The following is a 17429-nucleotide window of genomic DNA, read 5'->3' on the forward strand; positions in this document are numbered from 1 at the left end:
ACGCCAGCATGACGCGCACGACGCCGTGGTTTCTCTATCTGATCGAATGCGACGACGGCAGCGTCTACACGGGCATTGCGACCGACGTCGCCGCACGCTTCGACAAGCACTGCAACGGCACGGGCGCGCGCTACACGCGTTCGCGCAAACCCGTGCGTCTACTGGCGTCGTTCGAACTCGCGGACCGCGCTAGCGCATCGCGTGCCGAATACTGGGTCAAACGCTTGACGCCGACGGGAAAGCGCGCCCTGGCGGCCGGCGCGCGCACACTCGACTCGGTGCTGCCCGCGCGGTCCGCCGAGGACGCCGAAGCGCAAGCGGACGCATAGCTGCCGCCGGCCGGCCCCGACTGGCGCCGACCGGCAGCGGACGAAGCCGGCGCTGCGCAATCGCCTAGCCGACGCTCACCTCGATACGCCGCGGCTTCGCCTCGTCGCGCCGCGGAATCGTCAGCTTCAGCACACCGTCCTTCAGGTTAGCTTCGATCTTCGACGTATCGAAGTCGTCGCTGACCGTGAAGCGCCGTGCGAAATACGGCGCGCGCACTTCCGCATGCGTGAGACGAAGGTTCGCGGGCGTCGGCACCGAGGATTCGGCCTCGATCACGAGGTTGCCGTCGTGTACGCGGATATCGAGCCTGTCCTTCGATACGCCCGGCAAGTCCGCCCACAGCGTCACCGCACGGTTGTCTTCGACGATATCGACCGCCGGCGTGATGGTCGTGCGGCGCGCCTCCTTGTCCTCGCGCCCCGACGCGGCCGCACCGGTAACCGCAGCGTCGCGGCCTGCGGCCTGTTCAGCGCCTTGCCCCGGCGCAATCAGATTCGTGTCGCTCATGATTTCACCTCGCTGGTTATTGAACGGTAATCGCCCGCGGCTTCGACGCTTCGCGCTTGCCGACCGAGATCAGCAGGCAGCCGTCGGCGTAGCGCGCCTGCACCTTGTCCGGATCCGCATACTGCGGCAATTCGACGGCGCGCCGGAAGTTGCCGCTAAAGCGCTCCTGCGCATAGCGCCGCACGTTGTCGCCGGCTTCCGGCTGGGGCGACGCACGCACGCCCGAGATCGTCAGAAGCCCCTTGTCGATCGATATGTCGAGCGTGGCCGGATCGATGCCGGGCGCGAACGCGACGATCTCGATCGAATCGTCGGTCGTGCCGATATTGATGCCCGGAAATGCGCCGTAACGGCTGCTGCGGATGCTGGAAGGGAAACCGCCGAAGAGGCTCGACATCTGCCGCTGCAGACGGTCCAGTTCTCCGAACAGGTCGCTGGCAAAGTAAAGGTCACTCATGATCGCTTTCTCCTCTAGCGGCAAGGAGACGAACGGGCATGCGCCTCAGTTCGTTTGCCGAAGCCGCTGACAAACAAAGTAGAAACGGATTGCCCGCAGGAGGCGGGCGGCTTGCCTGAGCGATTTCAAGATAGAAGCGGTATCGACGATTTCAAGAGGCGGATTGCGTGCGATGCGCAACGCCGCGGTCGCAAAAAAACCGCGCGGCCCTTTGCGAGCACGCGCGGCTTTTTAACCGGACCGGAAACGGTCACGCAGACATTTTTGCTACGACTTTTTGTAGTTCGCGACGCCGTCGGTGATTTCCTTGTGCGCGGCTTCGATGCCGGCCCACCCTTCGACCTTGACCCATTTGCCCTTCTCAAGCGCCTTGTAGTTCTCGAAGAAGTGCTTGATCTGATCTTTCAGATAGCCGGGCACGTCGTCGATCGATTTCATATGCGCGGTCATCGGGCAGATCTTGTCTTGCGCCACGGCGACGAGCTTCGCATCGACGCCCGATTCGTCTGTCATTTGCAGCATGCCGAGCGCGCGGCAGCGCACGACCGAGCCAGCCAGCAGCGGATACGGCGTGACGACGAGCACGTCGACCGGGTCGCCGTCGCCAGACAGCGTCTGCGGAATGAAGCCGTAATTAGCCGGATAGCGCATGCCGGTGCCGATAAAGCGGTCGACGACGAGCAGACCCAGATCCTTGTCGGCCTCGTACTTCACCGGCTCGCTTTGCGCGGGAATTTCGATGATGACGTTGAAATCTTGCGGCAGATCCTTGCCGGGCGGGACAGTGTTGAAGCTCATGGCGCTCTCTGATGATGATGAAACGGGGACATTGACACGGACCATGCGACGACGCTTGCGGCGGCCGGAAACAACGGCAGCCGCTGCCGCCCCGTATCGCTGCGGGAATGCGCCATTATAGCCAATCGGCCGGTGCCGCCCGCGCGCATTCGGCGCGATAATCGCCGTATCGTCTGGCCTGCTGGTGCCTGCCCGTGCGTTTGCAACGCGTCTGCATCGCGTTCGCATCGCGTTTGCATCGCGTCTGCATCGCATTCGCGCGCAATGCATGCGCATCCTGCATCGGCCAGCCGCTTCGAGCGCCCGCACGGAAGCTGTTCGGAACGCGTTCCGACGAACCGTCGCGTGGCCTCCAATCATCCCTTTCGAACAAGGAGCATGCATGGAAGAAGCGAAACACTTCATCGGCAACGAATGGACCGCGGCAGCGGGCGGCGACACGATCGCCGTCATCGATCCGTCCGACGGCCAGCCGTTCGCGCGTCTGGCGCGCGGCAACGCAGCCGATATCGACGCCGCCGTCGCGGCCGCGCGGCGTGCCTTCGACGGCGCCTGGGGCGCATTGAGCGCCGCCGAGCGCGGGCGCCTGCTCTATCGGCTTGCGATGCTCGTCGGCACCTGCCACGAGGAGCTCGCGCAGCTCGAAGCGCGCGACACCGGCAAGCCGCTGCGCCAGGCGCGCGCGGACGCCGCGGCGCTCGCCCGCTACTTCGAGTTCTACGCGGGCGCCGCCGACAAGCTGCACGGCGAGACGCTGCCGTACCAGGCCGGCTACACGGTGTTCACGATCCGCGAGCCGCACGGCGTGACCGGCCATATCGTGCCGTGGAACTACCCGATGCAGATCTTCGGCCGCAGTGCCGGCGCGGCGCTTGCCGCGGGCAACGCGTGCGTCGTGAAGCCGGCCGAAGACGCATGCCTGTCGGTGCTGCGCGTCGCCGAGCTCGCCGCCGAAGCGGGTCTGCCCGCGGGTGCGCTCAATATCGTGACGGGCTACGGCCACGAAGCGGGCGCGGCGCTCGCCATGCACGCGGGCATCGACCATATCTCGTTCACCGGTTCGCCCGACACCGGCAAGCTCGTCACGCAGATGGCCGCCGCCAACATTGTGCCGGTCACGCTCGAACTCGGCGGCAAATCGCCGCAAATCGTGTTCGCCGATGCGGACATCGACGCCGCGCTGCCGGTGCTCGTGTCCGCGATCGTGCAGAACGCCGGGCAAACATGTTCGGCAGGCAGCCGCGTGCTGATCGAGCGCGCCGTCTACGAGCCGCTGCTCGACCGGCTAGCGGATGCGTTCCATGCGCTGCGCGTCGGGCCGTCGCATGCGGATCTCGACTGCGGTCCGTTGATCAGCGCGAAGCAGCAGCAGCGCGTCTGGGATTACCTGTCCGATGCGCAGCACGACGGCATCCCGATGGCCGCGCAGGGCCATGTGATCGCCGAGGCGCCCGAAAGCGGCTTCTATCAGGCGCCCACACTGCTGCGCGACGTGCCGCCCCAACATCGGCTCGCGCGCCAGGAAGTGTTCGGCCCCGTGCTCGCGGCGCTGCCGTTCGCCGACGAAGACGAGGCGCTCGCGCTCGCGAACGGCACGCCATACGGGCTCGTGGCCGGCATCTGGACGCGCGACGGCGCGCGGCAATTACGCGTCGCGCGGCGCGTGCGCTCAGGGCAGGTATTTATCAACAACTACGGCGCGGGCGGCGGCGTCGAGTTGCCGTTTGGCGGCGTCAAGCACTCGGGGCATGGACGGGAGAAAGGCTTCGAGGCGCTTTACGGATTCACGGTGCTGAAGACGGTCGCAATACGGCACGGATAGGCACGCGCGCCGTGGCGTGCGCCCGCCGGGACACTGGAGACAACACAGAAGCAACACCCGCAGCACAACAAACAACATTGGAGACATCATGCGACTGACAGGCAAAACGGCCGTCGTCACGGGCGGCGGCTCGGGCTTCGGCGAAGGCATCGCAAAGACCTATGCGCGTGAAGGCGCGAACGTCGTCGTCAACGACATCAACGGCGCCGCGGCCGAGCGCGTCGCGAGCGAGATCGCGCTCGCGGGCGGCAAGGCCATCGCGGTGACCGGCGACATCACGCGCGGCGAGGACTGGCAGCGGCTGCGCAACGCCGCGCTCGACGACTTCGGCAGCGTCGGGATCGTCGTCAACAATGCGGGCACCACGCATCGCAACAAGCCCGTGCTCGACGTCAGCGAAGCGGAGTTCGACCGCGTCTATGCGGTCAACGTCAAAGGCATCTACTGGAGCGTACGCGAATTCGTGCCGTATTTCCGCGAGCGCGGCGGCGGCGTGTTCGTCAACATCGCGTCGACCGCGGGCGTACGGCCGCGGCCCGGGCTTGTCTGGTACAACGGCAGCAAGGGGGCCGTCATCGTCGCGAGCAAGTCGCTCGCGGTCGAGCTCGGGGCGGACCGCATTCGCGTGAATTGCGTGAATCCGGTGATCGGCGAAACCGCGCTGTTGCCCGAATTCATGGGCATGGAAGACACGCCCGAAAACCGCCGCAAGTTTCTCGCGACGATTCCGCTTGGCCGCTTTTCGACACCGCAGGACATCGCGAACGCGTGCGTCTTCCTTGCGTCGGATGAGGCCGCATTCGTCACCGGCGTGTGTCTCGAAGTGGACGGCGGGCGCTGCGTGTAAACGCGACATGAGAACGCGCCACAAGGAAAGGACGCAAAACCGGGATACGACACGAGGAGACGACGATGGCAAGTCCAGCGAATCCGCTTCATCCGTCGGGCGCGGGGACGCCGCCCTCGACCTTCGAGGAGGCGACGTACCGGAAGGTAGCGTGGCGCCTGACGCCGCTGCTGATGCTCTGCTATGTGGTCGCCTACCTCGACCGCGTCAACGTCGGCTTCGCGAAGCTGCAGATGCAGGCCGACCTGAATCTGAGCGACGCCGTCTATGGCTTCGGCGCGGGCATTTTCTTTCTTGGCTATTTCATCTTCGAGATTCCGAGCAACATCATTCTTCACCGCGTCGGCGCACGCGTCTGGATCGCGCGGATCATGGTGTCGTGGGGCATCATCTCGGCGCTCACGATGTTCGTCACCACGCCGACGATGTTCTACGTGATGCGCTTTCTGCTCGGCCTCGCCGAAGCGGGCTTTTTCCCAGGCATCATCCTCTATCTGACGTACTGGTACCCCGCGCATCGGCGTGGCCGGATGACGACGTGGTTCATGACCGCCATCGCGCTGTCGGGCGTGGTCGGCGGCCCCATCTCGGGCTTCATCCTGAAGGCGTGCGACGGGCTGAACGGCTGGCATGGCTGGCAGTGGCTGTTCCTGCTCGAAGGATTGCCGTCGATCGTGGTCGGCATCGTCGTGTTCGTGATGCTCGACGATCGCATCGGTAAAGCGCAATGGCTGACTGTCGAAGAACGTCAACTGCTCGAACGCAACATCGCCGCCGAGGACGCGACCAAGGAAGACCCGTCGATCGGCACCGTGCTCGCGAGCCCGCGCGTCTGGCTGATGAGCCTCATCTATTTTTCGTTCGTGATCGGCCTCTACGGCGTGAGCTTCTGGCTACCGACGATCATCAAGGCGACCGGCGTCACCGACTCGTTCGCGATCGGCCTGCTCTCGGCCATTCCGTTCGCGGCCGCGGTCGTCGCGATGGTGCTCGTGTCGCGCAGCGCGGACCGCACGCGCGAGCGGCGCTGGCACGTCGCGATTCCGGCGTTCGCCGGCGCGCTCGGACTTGTGCTGTCGATTCTCTGGGCGCAAAACACGCTGCTCGCGATGATCTCGCTGACGCTCGCGACGATGGGCATTCTGACCACGCTGCCGCTCTTCTGGAGCCTGCCGACCGCGTTTCTGGCCGGCACCGGCGCCGCGGCCGGCATCGCGATGATCAATTCGATCGGCAATCTCGCAGGCTTTCTCGGCCCTTACGCAGTGGGCTGGCTCAAAGAGGCGACAGCCTCGAATGCCACGGGCATGTATCTGCTTGCCGCGTTCATGCTGCTTGGCGGGCTGCTCGCGGTGGGCGTGCCGAAGCGGCTCGTGAACCGATAGCAAAACCGATAGCAAAAAACCCGGCGGCCGTAGCGACGGACCACCGGGTTCCTGTCTGGTCGACGGCCAACCGTCGACTCCGTGCAATACGAGCGGCGACTCCGCTGCCGCCCCGCTCACTTCTTCGCTCAGGTCACGTTCATCGCCAGCGCGCTTTCGCGATAGTGTTCGCTGGCCTTCGCCGAATCGCCGAGTTGTTCATGCAGCCGCGCAAGCGCGCGATGCGAGCGGATCTTCAATGTCTCGTTGTCGGCCATCTTCAGCGCCGCTTCGAGGAACGACTGCGCCTTGCCCCACAGTTGCTGGTGCAGACACAGCCGGCCCAGTGCGAACAGCAGATCGGCATCGTCGGGACGTTCCTTCTGCCATGCTTCGGCCTTCTGGATGAGCGGCAGCGCGTCGCCGCCCGCGGTATCGGGATAGCGGCGCAACAGCCGCGCGTCCCAGTTCTGCGCGAGCGCTTCTTCGACGATCTTGCGCGCTTCCTGCGGACGGTTCAGCGCAACCAGCAGTTCGGCGGCCAGATCGGCGAGGCGCGGCGAATGCCGTTCCGTGGCCGACAACGCACCCCACAGTTCGAGCAGCGCATCGGCATTGTGGCGACGGTCGCGCAACAGATTCTCGGCCGCGAGCTGCCGCAGCCGCACCGCGACGGCCGGATGAATCGCCTCGCGCTTTTCGAGCGTCTTCACGAGCTTCAGCACTTCGCTCCAGTTCTTCAACTGCTGCTGTGCACGCAGCGCGATCTGCTGCGCGTGGATGCGCCGCCCGCCCTGCGATTGCATCTCGAGCAGCGCGGCCAGCGCGCCGTCGGCGTCGCGGCCGTCGGCGCGCATATCGGCGGTGGCCATCAGGCGCGCGTCCTGCCAGTCGGGCGCATCGATCCTCGCGAGCCACTCGTCGCGGCGCGCGTACTCGTGCATGCGGTGCGCGGCGTTGGCGGCGATCAGGCCGGCCGCGCCCGTGTTCTCGTCATGCGCGAGCGAATCGCGCGCTGCCTTTTCCGCGCGCGAAAAACGCCCCGCATACAGATTGCCGATCGCATCGCGCAGCGCCGCATGCGCCTTCGCGATACGCGTGCGCGCGCGGTACGCGGCCACGCGCTGCGGCATGCGCCAGACATTGCGGACAATGCGCGTCGCCGCATACAGCACGATAAACACGACGACGAGCGCGACGACAAACAGGTTCAGCGAGATATCGACACGGTACGGCGGATAGACGATCAGCACCTGCCCCGTATCGAAACGCCCGGCCAACGCGAGCACGACCGCGATCGCGAACAGGAAAGCGAGCCACAGGAGTCCTCGAAGCGCCATCGTCAACTCCGGCTGCGGTATTGATGAACGGCTTGCAGGCTGGTGTCGAGGTTCGGCACCTCGACCGCGCCCCCCGCAGCGTCGACGTCCTTCACGAGGCCGCGCACGGTCTGCGTATTCTTCGACGACGCATCGAAGTAATGGGCAAGCGTCGCATCGGCCGCGTGCAGATCCGAGCGCAGCGTCGTCTCGTTGCGCGCGAGCAGTGCGAGGCGCGCCGACAGCAGGCGCAACTTCAGGTTCTCGCGCAGGAAGTAGCCCTGGTCCGGCGCGACCATCAGCGCGTCGGCATTGTCGATGCGGCGCACCTGCACGAGGCTCGCCAGTTGCTGACCGATACCCGATACGAAGCTTTGCCACCACACTTTCCAGCGCGGCTCGCCGGTTGCCGCGGCGACCTTGTCGGTATCGGCAGGCGCGGATGCGTGCGGCGTCGCATGCGCGATCGGCGCTTCGCCGGCGAGCGGCAGGCTGTCGACCATTTCGATCGCGTTATCGAGCTTGATCGCCAACCCCGTCAGATCGGTGGACGGCGCGGCCTTCAGCTTGTCGATGTCCTGGCCGATCGCCTTGCGCACCGCGAGCGCCTGCGGATTGTCCGATGCGGCGAGGCGCGTATCGGCGCTTTGCAGCGCGAACAGCGCGAGCTGCGTGTTGCCGGTCAGTTGCAGCTGCTCGCTCGCGCTCGACAGCATCTGGCCGACTTCGGCCATCGTCCAGTCGTCGCGATTGCGCGCGAGATCCGCATATTGCTGCTGCAGCGCCTGCTGCGCGTTCTGCGCATCGGCAAGCTTGCCTTCGAGCTGCGACATCTGCGTATCGACGCCGCGCACCGTGGCAAGCGCCTGTTCGGTCTTCACGCGCAGTTCGGACGTTTGCGCGTCGTTGATCTGCTGGCGCTTCGTCAGTTCCTGATCGAGGCGGATCAGCTTGCGGTTCAACACGACGCCGCCCGCGGCCGCGGCGAGCACCACGGCGATAATGACGAACCACAGCAGCCCGGTGCCGCTGCGGCGGCGCGGCGGTTGCGCCTCGTAGGGCGTAAACGGCTCGTTCGGCGGCAGGGACCTCGTGCCCGCCGACGGCGAAGATGGGTTCGTGGATGCGGTCGAATCAGTCATGCGTGCTTGAGCCGGGTTGGTCTGAACCGGTTGAACTTCAGGAAGCGCGACGGCGGCGAGCAACGCGCGGGCGATACGTTCGTCGCCCGCGCCGGACACCGTAATGCTATCAAAACCCAATGCCCGCGCGGTTTCGGCAATGCGCGGATGGGGCGCGACGAACGGCGCGCGCTTCAGCTGGGCGATTTCGTCGACGGTCAGATGGTCGCGCGCGAGCTCGCCCAGATTGCGCATGCCTTCGGAGCTCGTGACGAGCCATACGTGCGGCTCGCCTGCGAGCAGCGCGTGAATGCGCTCCCAGGTGCGCACCGACGGCTCCGGCACGATGCGCCGGTAGGCCGCCACGGCCTCGACTTCGGCGCCCGCCTCGCGCAAGCGCTCCGCGAGCCATTCGCGGCCGCCGTCGCCCCGCACGATCAGGACGCGCTTGCCCTCGAACGCGTTTGCGCCGAGCGTCGATTCGAGCGCGGCATAGAGGCCTTCGGAATCGAAGCGCGCGCCGTCGATCTCGCGGCCGTTGCCGTCCGCGCTGCTTTTGTCGCTGCTTTTGCCGCTGGTTTTGCCACTGCTGTCGGCGCCGCTTTCGCCATTTTCATTGCCGCCGCTGCCGCCGGGTGCGGCCGGGCTGATCACGCGATACGCGGGCGCCGCGACGCCGTGCCGTGCAAGCGCCGCGACGCTGCCCGGCCCGACTACGCCGATCGGCAATGCGTGCGGCCAGATCGCGTTGAAGCGCGCGAAGGCGCAGTCGATCGCGTTCGGCGAGACGAACACGACGAGCGCGTAATTCGAAAGCGCGGCAAACGCAGCGTCGAGCGGCGCGGTATCCGCGACGGGCGCGATATCGATCAGCGGGAAATCGACGGTTTCGACGCCTTCGGCGGCAAGCCGCGCAGCCAGTGCGCCGGACTGGCCCGCGGGCCGTGTGAGGACGACGGTCACGCGCCCTGTCGCGCGTTCCATCACGCGTCGGACGCGGAATCGTCCGCGCTGCTGAGCGAGCGCACGATCTCGAGCGCGCCCTGGCTTTCGAGTTCGCTCGCGACTTCGCGGCCCAGTTCGATCGCACGCTCGAGCGTCGACGCCGGCGACGAGCCGTGCGCGTGCAGCACGCGCTGGCCGTCCGGCGTCGCGACGAGCGCGCGCAGATGCAACGCGCCGTCATGCCACGTCGCATGCGCGGCGAGCGGCACCTGGCAACTGCCGCCGAGCGCGCGCGACACCATGCGCTCCGCTTCGACCGCCGCCGCCGTATGTTCGTGATGAAGCGGCGCGAGCCATGCAGCGAGGTCCGCCCGATCGGCGCGAATCTCGATGCCGAGCGCGCCCTGGCCCGCCGCCGGCAGACTGTCGAGCGGATCGAGCAGCGCCCGGATGCGGTTCGCCAGGCCTAGACGTTTCAGGCCTGCCGCCGCGAGAATGATCGCTGCGTAGTCGCCGCGATCGAGCTTCGCGAGTCGCGTATCGAGGTTGCCGCGCAACGGCTTGACAATGAGTCCGGGAAAGCGCGCGCGCAGATTCGCCTCGCGCCGCAAGCTGGATGTGCCGACCACGCTGCCCGGCGGCAACGCCGACAGCGCTTCGTGACTGTTCGATACGAACGCGTCGCGCGCGTCCTCGCGCTCGAGAATCGCGCTCAACGCGAAGCCCGGCGGCAATTCCATCGGTACGTCCTTGAGCGAATGCACGGCGAGATCCGCGCGTCCGTCGGCGAGCGCGTTTTCGAGTTCCTTGACGAACAGGCCCTTGCCGCCGACCTTCGAGAGCGTGCGATCGAGGATCTGATCGCCGCGTGTAGTAAGCCCGAGAATTTTGACGTCGCAGGATGGATATAATTTGTGCAGCGCACACCGCACATGCTCGGCCTGCCACATCGCGAGGCGGCTTTCACGCGAGGCGATCACGAGCGTGCTGGGTGGGGTCGCTGAGAGCGTCTCGGGATTCATTGCTGAGTCAAAAGTGAATGACGGGATCGATAAAAAACAATGTTAGCACGCGCTTAGCGCAGGCTCCGCGCTTCTCCCGCGAGCGGTTGCCGGGCCGCGCAGCCTTGTGCGACAACGCAGACACGAAAAGGAGACAGCGGGAGACGGCGCGCCGGCGCATCGCGCGAGGGCCGCACATCGATCAGAATGAGACAACGCAATCGGGCCATACACGTGCACGGTCGTTCGCGCGCCCATCAGCCGCCTGCGCGATGATGCCGCAGGCGGTCACCGGATGCGGCAACACCATGCAGTGCGCCCCATGCAGCACCCGCAGTGGCAGTTCCTCTCTTTAGACCTTTAGACCCTGGCTTTCGAAGGAAACCCATCGTGACGTCTTCCGGATCGGCGCGCCGCGCGCGCCGCAATACTGCATCGCTCGAAAGCGGCCTCGAACCGTCCGCGCGCGCCTTCGCGCAATCGACCATCGCCGCAGAAGCCGCCGTTAACGGCAACGGCGATGGCAACGCCAGCGGCGTAAGCGCCGGCCGCACCCAACGCATCAGTCAGGCAGCGCGCATCGAGAAGGCGGACAAAGCCGTCAAGCCGGTCAAGCCGCCGAAGGCTCCCAAGGCCCCTGATGCCCATAAGGCCGCTCAAACCGCCAAGGTCGCCAAGGTCGTTAAAGCCACCCGCTCCGCGCCCGTAGAGAAAAAACTCGCCGAAAAAGCCCCCAAAGGCAAGCACGCCAAGCTGGCCGCCAACGGCGCGGCCGGCCCGGCGGCCATGCCTGTCGATAAAAGCGGCGCGAAGCCGCGGCAAGCAGCCCGCGCCAACGCGTCGGACAGCGGCATCGCCGCACTCGCCGCGGCCGCGCCGAAAGACGGCCGTACGCGCGAAGACAAGGACCAGCCGCTTTTCGAAGACATCCGCTATCTGGGCCGCCTGCTCGGCGACGTCGTGCGCGAGCAGGAAGGCGATGCGGTATTCGACGTCGTCGAAACCATCCGCCAGACGGCCGTGCGCTTTCGCCGCGAGGACGACAGCGTCGCCGCGCAGACGCTGGACAAGAAGCTGCGCGCGCTGAATCCGGCGCAGACCGTCAGCGTCGTGCGCGCCTTCAGCTTTTTCTCGCACCTCGCGAATATCGCGGAAGACCGCCATCACAACCGGCGGCGCCGGATTCACGAGCTGGCGGGTTCGTCGGCGCAGCCGGGCACGGTCGCGCACGCGCTCGAGCGGCTCGAGAAAGCCGGCGCCGCGCCGACGCCGGTCGTGCAGCAGTTCTTCGACGACGCGCTGATCGTGCCGGTGCTGACCGCGCACCCGACCGAAGTGCAGCGCAAGAGCATTCTCGACGCGCAGCACGACATCGCACGCCTGCTTGCCGAGCGCGACCAGCCGCTGACCGCGCGCGAGCACGCGCAAAACGACGCCCTGCTGCGCGCGCGCGTCACGTCGCTGTGGCAAACACGGATGCTGCGCGACTCGCGCCTCACCGTCGCCGACGAAATCGAGAACGCCCTGTCGTATTACCGCGCGACGTTCCTTGCCGAGATTCCCGCGCTGTATGCGGACATCGAGGCGGCGCTCGCCGAGCACGGGCTCGCGTCGCGTCTGCCGCCGTTCTTCCAGATGGGCAGCTGGATCGGCGGCGACCGCGACGGCAATCCGAACGTGACGGCCGAGACGCTCGAGCTCGCGATGTCGCGCCAGGCAACGGTGATCTTCGAGCATTACCTCGAGCAGATTCACCAGCTCGGCGCCGAACTCGCGGTGTCGTATCTGCTCGCCGGCAGCAGCGACGCGTTGAAGGCCTTGGCCGACGCGTCGCCGGACCGCTCGCCGCACCGCGTCGACGAGCCGTACCGTCGCGCGCTGATCGGCGTCTACGCGCGGATGGCGGCCACCGCGCGCGAACGCCTCGGTGAAGGCGTCGTCGCGATGCGCCAGGCAAGCCGCGACGCAAAACCGTACGCGGATGCCGACGAATTCGTGCGCGACCTCGACGTGCTGATCGAATCGCTCGCGCAACATCACGGCGAATCGCTCGCGACGCCGCGGCTGTCGCCGCTCGTGCGGGCGGCCGAAGTGTTCGGCTTCCATCTCGCGTCGATCGACCTGCGCCAGAGTTCCGACGTGCACGAGGCGGTGATCGCCGAACTGCTGCAGCGCGCAGGCGCGGTCGACGACTATGCGGCGCTGTCCGAAGCGGAAAAGCTCGACGTGCTGCTCGCCGAGCTCGCGCAGCCGCGCCTGCTGCGCTCGCCCTATATCAAGTATTCGGACCTCGTCGCAAGCGAACTCGGCGTGCTCGAGGAAGCGCGCGTGACGCGCGAAAAATTCGGCATCCGCGCGGTGCGCAACTACATCATCTCGCACACCGAGACGGTCAGCGACCTCGTCGAAGTGATGCTGCTGCAGAAAGAAACCGGCCTGCTGCAGGGTCTGTTAGGCGCCGCGCATGCGCCGGCGCGCGCAGGGCTGATGGTCGTTCCGCTCTTCGAAACGATCCCCGACTTGCGCAACGCGCCGCACATCATGCGCGACCTGATGGCGCTGCCCGGCATCGAGGCGATCATCGAGCATCAGGGCAACGAGCAGGAAGTGATGCTCGGTTACTCGGACAGCAACAAGGACGGCGGTTTTCTCACGTCGAACTGGGAGCTGTACCGTGCGGAGCTCGCGCTCGTGTCGCTCTTCAACGAACGCGGCATCACGCTGCGGCTGTTCCACGGCCGCGGCGGCACGGTCGGCCGCGGCGGCGGCCCGACCTATCAGGCGATTCTCTCGCAGCCGCCCGGCACCGTCGACGGCCAGATCCGCCTGACCGAGCAGGGCGAGGTGATCGCCAGCAAGTTCGGCAACCCGGAGATCGGCCGGCGCAATCTCGAAACCGTGATCGCGGCCACGCTCGAAGCGTCGCTCGCGCCGCACGGCCATGCGCCGGCCCAGTTGCCCGCGCAACTGTCCGTCTTCGAGGAAACGATGCAAAGCTTCTCCGATGCGGCGATGCAGGCGTACCGCGCGCTCGTCTACGAAACGCCGGGCTTTGTCGACTACTTCTTCGCGTCGACGCCGATCACCGAAATCGCCGAGCTCAATATCGGCAGCCGGCCCGCGTCGCGCAAGCTGCAGGATCCGAAGAACCGCAAGATCGAAGACCTGCGCGCGATTCCGTGGGGCTTTTCGTGGGGCCAATGCCGTCTGCTGCTGACGGGCTGGTACGGCTTCGGCAGCGCGGTCGCGGGCTGGCTCGACGCATCGGCCAACGACAGCGAACGCACGCGCCGCGTGCAGTTGCTGCGCCAGATGCACAAGACCTGGCCGTTCTTTTCGAACCTGCTGTCGAACATGGACATGGTGCTGGCGAAAACCGATCTCGCGGTCGCGTCGCGCTATGCGCAGCTCGTCGAAGACAAGAAGCTGCGCAAGCTCGTGTTCGAACGCATCGTCGCGGAATGGGAGCGCACGTCGAACGTGCTATCGGAAATCACGGGTAGAAAGGAGCGCCTTGCCGACAACCCGCTGCTCGCGCGTTCGATCAAGAACCGCTTTCCGTATCTCGATCCGCTGAACCATCTGCAGGTCGAATTGCTGAAGCGCCATCGCGCCGGCGACGATAACACGCGCTTGCGGCGCGGGATTCATTTGACGATCAACGGAATCGCGGCCGGTTTGCGCAATACCGGTTAAGTAGCGCTTGCGCGGTTAGCGTCGCGAGGGCACGCGGTGGCACGGATGCACCGCGTGCCCTTCTGTTTTCTATCGGTATGCGAACGGACATGGCGGGCGTGACCGCACAATGGCTTACCGCTTTCTCGCTTCGATGACCGTGGTGGTGCCGAGCGGCGAGACCACCTCGGCGGTCCCCGACGCAACGAGACCCACGAGGCCGAGCAACCGCTCGAAATCGTGCATGGTTCGCTCGCGCGAGCCGAAATGGACGAGCATATTCAGATCCTGCAGCATCACGCGCGGCTCGTTGCCGTCCGGCTTGACCACCATCTCGATCACCACGACCCGGCTGTCCGGCCGCATGGCCCGCGCGCAATTCGCGAGGATCTCCACGCATCGGTCGTCATCCCAGTCGTGCAGGACGTGCTTCAGCATGTATAGGTCGAATCCAGCAGGCACGGCCTCGAAGAAGTCCCCGCCGATAAACGACAGGCGCGAGGCCAACGCGGTATTGACCGGATCCCGCGACGATTGTTCGACCGACCTCGGCGTATCGAGCACGATGCCGCTCAAATGCGGATTCTTCTCGAGCATCGGCCTGATCAGTTCGCCCGAGCCGCCGCCGATATCGGCAATGGTCGCCATCGACGACGTATCGACGGTCTGCGCGATCTGTTCGCCGACCGACTCCGAGATGTCGGTCATCGCACGAATCAGCACGGCAAGTTCGGCAGGCGCCCGGCCGACGTGCTCCCAATAGTTCTCGCCAAGCGCAGCGGTGTCCTGCGCGGTGCCGCTCCTGATCGCCGCGGGTAGCCGCCCCCAGATCTGCCAGGCTGCGTGTCCGCCGAGCAGACGCGCAAGACCGCGCACCGAGCCTGGCGCGCCCTCTTCGAGCGTGCGAAGCAGCGGGGTCGATGCATACCGGAAGTCCGCATCGACGGTGACGAGCTCGAGCGGCACCGCTGCCTGCATCAAACGGCGCGTCGTATCTTCGTCGGCGTCGATGTGCCGCGCGAGATCGGCGGCTTTGAGCGGACCGCTCGCGAGATGGTCCGCAATGCCGAATTCGGCAAACGTGCGCACGACCTGACTGACCGCAAATCCATAGATCATTTGCATCATGCGCTCGGTATTCGCATCGAGCGCCGCGGGCAAGCGTTGCGACGACGGCTTCAAGGAGCTTGCACTCATTTACGTGTTCCCTACGGGAAAGGTGGGACAGGAGAAGAGGACCTTGCTCAGCCACCGGCTCGATACGAAGCGGATCAAGTAACCGGTGAAGCCGTACTATGAGACGCGTACGGCCGCTCCCTCGCCTCGCGCTGCGAAGCGACACGTCAACGGGCGAATAAACGCGAGACCTCGTTAGTGCGCCTCGATCATGAGCGTATCGAGTTCGAAAGATCCATCGGCCTGCACCGCGAAGTAGTCCCTGACTTCTTCCGGCGCGCTCTCCCACAGCGAGCGGATCGCATTCACGCGCTGCGGCGGCGTGCGCATGCGCGACACCCATGCGTCGAACTCGATCGGCAGCCGCCAGCGCTCCCTTATCCTTGCGGCAAAACCGGCTTGCCCGAAAAAGGCAAGCCACTCGTCGGCGCGGTAATCGCGGATATGCGACGCATCGCGCAACACCTCGACCGCCTGCAAGTGCGTATCGACGAGCGGATGATCGGCGCCCGCGATATCGATAAAGAGCGCCTCGCCGCCCGGCTTCAGCACGCGGCGCACTTCCGCGAGCGCCTGCCGCACGTCGTGCCAGTGATGCGCGCTGAAGCGGCTCACTACCCAGTCGAACGAAGCGTCGTCGAACGGCAGGTTTTCCGCGGCGCCCTGCTTCGTCCGGATATTGGCCAGACCACGATCGAGCGCAGCCGTGTCGACGGTCGCGAGCATCGGGCGCGCAAGGTCATAGGCAACCACCGACTCCGCGTGCGGCGCCACCGCAAAGCTCGCGTGGCCCGCGCCGCAGCCCATGTCGAGCACGGTCCCGCGCGGCCGGCTCGCGACGAGTTTCGCGAGCGTCTGCAGATCCTTGCCCGTCGCGTGCACGGTGCTCGTCAGATAGTTGGCGGCGGTCGAACCGAAGGCGTCGGCGACCTGGTCTCGATGTTTCATGTGGGCTCCCTTGTCCCGTGCTTTCGCGCCGGGTGATTTGTGCATGCGCACGCGTGGTCTGAATCGCTACAATAGAGCGCCGCCTGTACCGGTACAAGGCAAGCGGCTATTCTGGTATCGACAACACCTGCCTCGCCCGCCATGACTTCGCCGTCCGACGACCCTGCACACGAACCCGAGCACGCGCCCGAGCACGCCCCCGCACACGACGCCACGCGCGATGCGGCGCCTCCGCTCGACGCGACCCCCGCCCGCGCGCTCGGCGACTTCATTCGCGCGCACCGCGAACGGCTATCGCCGCTCGCGGTCGGCTTGCCGCCGGGCCCGCGCCGCCGCACGCCCGGGCTGCGCCGCGAGGAAGTCGCGCAGTTATGCGGCGTGAGTCCGACCTGGTACACGTGGATCGAGCAAGGCAGGCCCGTATCGGCGTCGGCCGACGCGCTCGCGCGTATCGCCGTCGCGCTGCAGCTGTCGCGCGCCGAACGCGCGTATCTGTTCGAACTCGCCGCACAGCGCGACCCGGCCGAGCCCGAGACGGGCGGCGCCGATGTGCCGGCGATGCTGCTCAAGACCGTTCAGCTCGTGCAATCGCCGGCGTATGTGCTCGACCGTCAGTGGAATGCGATCGCGTGGAACGCGCCGGCCGCAGACCTGTTCGTCGGCTGGCTCGACGACGCTCACGACCGCAACCTGCTGCGCTATACGTTTCTGTCGCCGGTCGGGCATGCGCTGATCGTCGATTGGGAATCGCGCGCGCGGCGCCTCGCCGCCGAGTTCCGCGCGGACTCGATCCGGCATCTGAACGACGCGCCGACGCGCGCGCTGATCGATGCGCTCGTCGGCAAAAGCGATGCGTTCGCGCATTTCTGGGCGTCGCAGGATGTCGGCGAGCGCGAAGGCGGCCGCCGCGAGTTCGAGCATCCGCGCGATGGGCGCGTCGCCTACGATCAGATCACGTTCAAGCCCGCGCATCGCGAAGATCTGAAGCTGGTCGTGCTCGTGCGCGAAGGCTGATGGTCGGACCAGTCGCTGGAGCATGATGGCGCGGTTGGGCAGCCATGCACGCCGTCGCCGCACGAGGCCGGCATCTGCTCGCGCGATGCTAAAATCTGCGTTTTC

General features: G+C 66.3%; 14 protein-coding genes. 6 read left to right on the forward strand and 8 right to left on the reverse strand.

Annotated features, from left to right (window positions below):
- Positions 1 to 8 precede the first annotated feature (8 nt).
- On the forward strand, positions 9 to 329 hold the full coding sequence (locus QYH69_RS19605) for a GIY-YIG nuclease family protein (protein ID WP_308833473.1): 321 nt from the start codon (positions 9 to 11) through the stop codon (positions 327 to 329).
- Between the two features lie 64 nt (positions 330 to 393).
- Here the strand turns inward: QYH69_RS19605 and QYH69_RS19610 are convergent, their stop codons facing one another.
- From QYH69_RS19610 to ppa, 3 genes are all read right to left on the reverse strand, one after another.
- Complete coding sequence (locus QYH69_RS19610) at positions 394 to 837, reverse strand: Hsp20/alpha crystallin family protein (protein ID WP_308833474.1); 444 nt, start codon at positions 835 to 837, stop codon at positions 394 to 396.
- A gap of 16 nt (positions 838 to 853) precedes the next feature.
- Positions 854 to 1294: an Hsp20/alpha crystallin family protein gene (locus tag QYH69_RS19615; RefSeq protein ID WP_308833475.1), complete on the reverse strand. Its 441-nt coding sequence runs from the start codon at positions 1292 to 1294 to the stop codon at positions 854 to 856.
- 267 nt (positions 1295 to 1561) lie between these two features.
- A complete protein-coding gene (ppa, locus tag QYH69_RS19620; protein ID WP_308833476.1) occupies positions 1562 to 2092 on the reverse strand; it encodes an inorganic diphosphatase in 531 nt (176 codons plus the stop codon).
- 382 nt (positions 2093 to 2474) lie between these two features.
- Between ppa and QYH69_RS19625 the strand changes: the two genes are divergently transcribed.
- The 3 genes from QYH69_RS19625 (at position 2475) to QYH69_RS19635 (ending at position 6146) form a co-directional block, all read left to right on the forward strand.
- On the forward strand, positions 2475 to 3914 hold the full coding sequence (locus QYH69_RS19625) for an aldehyde dehydrogenase family protein (RefSeq protein WP_308833477.1): 1440 nt from the start codon (positions 2475 to 2477) through the stop codon (positions 3912 to 3914).
- An 88-nt stretch (positions 3915 to 4002) separates the two neighbouring features.
- Positions 4003 to 4761 (forward strand): SDR family oxidoreductase, encoded by a 759-nt coding sequence (locus tag QYH69_RS19630; RefSeq protein ID WP_308833478.1) that lies wholly within the window; start codon positions 4003 to 4005, stop codon positions 4759 to 4761.
- Positions 4762 to 4826: 65 nt separating this feature from the next.
- Positions 4827 to 6146, forward strand: a complete 1320-nt coding sequence (locus tag QYH69_RS19635) for an MFS transporter (RefSeq protein ID WP_308833479.1) — start codon at positions 4827 to 4829, stop codon at positions 6144 to 6146.
- A 128-nt stretch (positions 6147 to 6274) separates the two neighbouring features.
- On the opposite strand, the gene QYH69_RS19640 is transcribed toward QYH69_RS19635, so the two are convergent.
- Genes QYH69_RS19640 through hemC form a run of 3 tightly spaced genes read right to left on the reverse strand, consistent with a single transcriptional unit; the run spans position 6275 to position 10532 of the window.
- Positions 6275 to 7465, reverse strand: coding sequence for a heme biosynthesis protein HemY (locus tag QYH69_RS19640; protein WP_308833480.1), 1191 nt, complete (start codon positions 7463 to 7465; stop codon positions 6275 to 6277).
- Between the two features lie 2 nt (positions 7466 to 7467).
- Complete coding sequence (gene hemDX / locus QYH69_RS19645; RefSeq protein WP_308833481.1) at positions 7468 to 9549, reverse strand: fused uroporphyrinogen-III synthase HemD/membrane protein HemX; 2082 nt, start codon at positions 9547 to 9549, stop codon at positions 7468 to 7470.
- Positions 9549 to 10532: a hydroxymethylbilane synthase gene (gene hemC, locus QYH69_RS19650; protein ID WP_308833482.1), complete on the reverse strand. Its 984-nt coding sequence runs from the start codon at positions 10530 to 10532 to the stop codon at positions 9549 to 9551. The genes hemDX and hemC overlap by 1 nt, the downstream gene beginning before the upstream one ends.
- A 369-nt stretch (positions 10533 to 10901) precedes the next feature.
- On the opposite strand from hemC, the gene ppc reads away from it, so the two are divergent.
- Positions 10902 to 14207: a phosphoenolpyruvate carboxylase gene (ppc, locus tag QYH69_RS19655; RefSeq protein WP_308833483.1), complete on the forward strand. Its 3306-nt coding sequence runs from the start codon at positions 10902 to 10904 to the stop codon at positions 14205 to 14207.
- Positions 14208 to 14321: 114 nt separating this feature from the next.
- Here ppc and QYH69_RS19660 read toward each other — a convergent pair whose 3' ends face one another.
- Both QYH69_RS19660 and QYH69_RS19665 read right to left on the reverse strand, forming a co-directional pair.
- On the reverse strand, positions 14322 to 15383 hold the full coding sequence (locus tag QYH69_RS19660; RefSeq protein ID WP_308833484.1) for a methyltransferase: 1062 nt from the start codon (positions 15381 to 15383) through the stop codon (positions 14322 to 14324).
- A 174-nt stretch (positions 15384 to 15557) separates the two neighbouring features.
- Entirely contained in the window at positions 15558 to 16310 is a 753-nt protein-coding gene (locus tag QYH69_RS19665; protein WP_308833485.1) for a class I SAM-dependent methyltransferase, read from the reverse strand.
- A 141-nt stretch (positions 16311 to 16451) separates the two neighbouring features.
- Here QYH69_RS19665 and QYH69_RS19670 point away from each other — a divergent pair, with 141 nt between their 5' ends.
- The gene (locus QYH69_RS19670) at positions 16452 to 17324 is read left to right on the forward strand and encodes a helix-turn-helix transcriptional regulator (RefSeq protein WP_308833486.1); all 873 of its coding nucleotides are present in this window, start codon (positions 16452 to 16454) and stop codon (positions 17322 to 17324) included.
- Positions 17325 to 17429 lie beyond the last annotated feature (105 nt).

Origin of the sequence: Paraburkholderia sp. SARCC-3016 (assembly GCF_031119615.1) — a bacterium.
GTDB lineage: Bacteria > Pseudomonadota > Gammaproteobacteria > Burkholderiales > Burkholderiaceae > Paraburkholderia.

What these genes read in the sequence shown, in the direction of transcription:
- QYH69_RS19605 (WP_308833473.1), top strand. Translation starts at nt 9, where the DNA reads ATGACGCGCACGACGCCGTGGTTTCTCTATCTGATCGAATGCGACGAC.
- QYH69_RS19610 (WP_308833474.1), bottom strand. Translation starts at nt 837, where the DNA reads ATGAGCGACACGAATCTGATTGCGCCGGGGCAAGGCGCTGAACAGGCC.
- QYH69_RS19615 (WP_308833475.1), bottom strand. Translation starts at nt 1,294, where the DNA reads ATGAGTGACCTTTACTTTGCCAGCGACCTGTTCGGAGAACTGGACCGT.
- ppa (WP_308833476.1), bottom strand. Translation starts at nt 2,092, where the DNA reads ATGAGCTTCAACACTGTCCCGCCCGGCAAGGATCTGCCGCAAGATTTC.
- QYH69_RS19625 (WP_308833477.1), top strand. Translation starts at nt 2,475, where the DNA reads ATGGAAGAAGCGAAACACTTCATCGGCAACGAATGGACCGCGGCAGCG.
- QYH69_RS19630 (WP_308833478.1), top strand. Translation starts at nt 4,003, where the DNA reads ATGCGACTGACAGGCAAAACGGCCGTCGTCACGGGCGGCGGCTCGGGC.
- QYH69_RS19635 (WP_308833479.1), top strand. Translation starts at nt 4,827, where the DNA reads ATGGCAAGTCCAGCGAATCCGCTTCATCCGTCGGGCGCGGGGACGCCG.
- QYH69_RS19640 (WP_308833480.1), bottom strand. Translation starts at nt 7,465, where the DNA reads ATGGCGCTTCGAGGACTCCTGTGGCTCGCTTTCCTGTTCGCGATCGCG.
- hemDX (WP_308833481.1), bottom strand. Translation starts at nt 9,549, where the DNA reads ATGGAACGCGCGACAGGGCGCGTGACCGTCGTCCTCACACGGCCCGCG.
- hemC (WP_308833482.1), bottom strand. Translation starts at nt 10,532, where the DNA reads ATGAATCCCGAGACGCTCTCAGCGACCCCACCCAGCACGCTCGTGATC.
- QYH69_RS19660 (WP_308833484.1), bottom strand. Translation starts at nt 15,383, where the DNA reads ATGAGTGCAAGCTCCTTGAAGCCGTCGTCGCAACGCTTGCCCGCGGCG.
- QYH69_RS19665 (WP_308833485.1), bottom strand. Translation starts at nt 16,310, where the DNA reads ATGAAACATCGAGACCAGGTCGCCGACGCCTTCGGTTCGACCGCCGCC.
- QYH69_RS19670 (WP_308833486.1), top strand. Translation starts at nt 16,452, where the DNA reads ATGACTTCGCCGTCCGACGACCCTGCACACGAACCCGAGCACGCGCCC.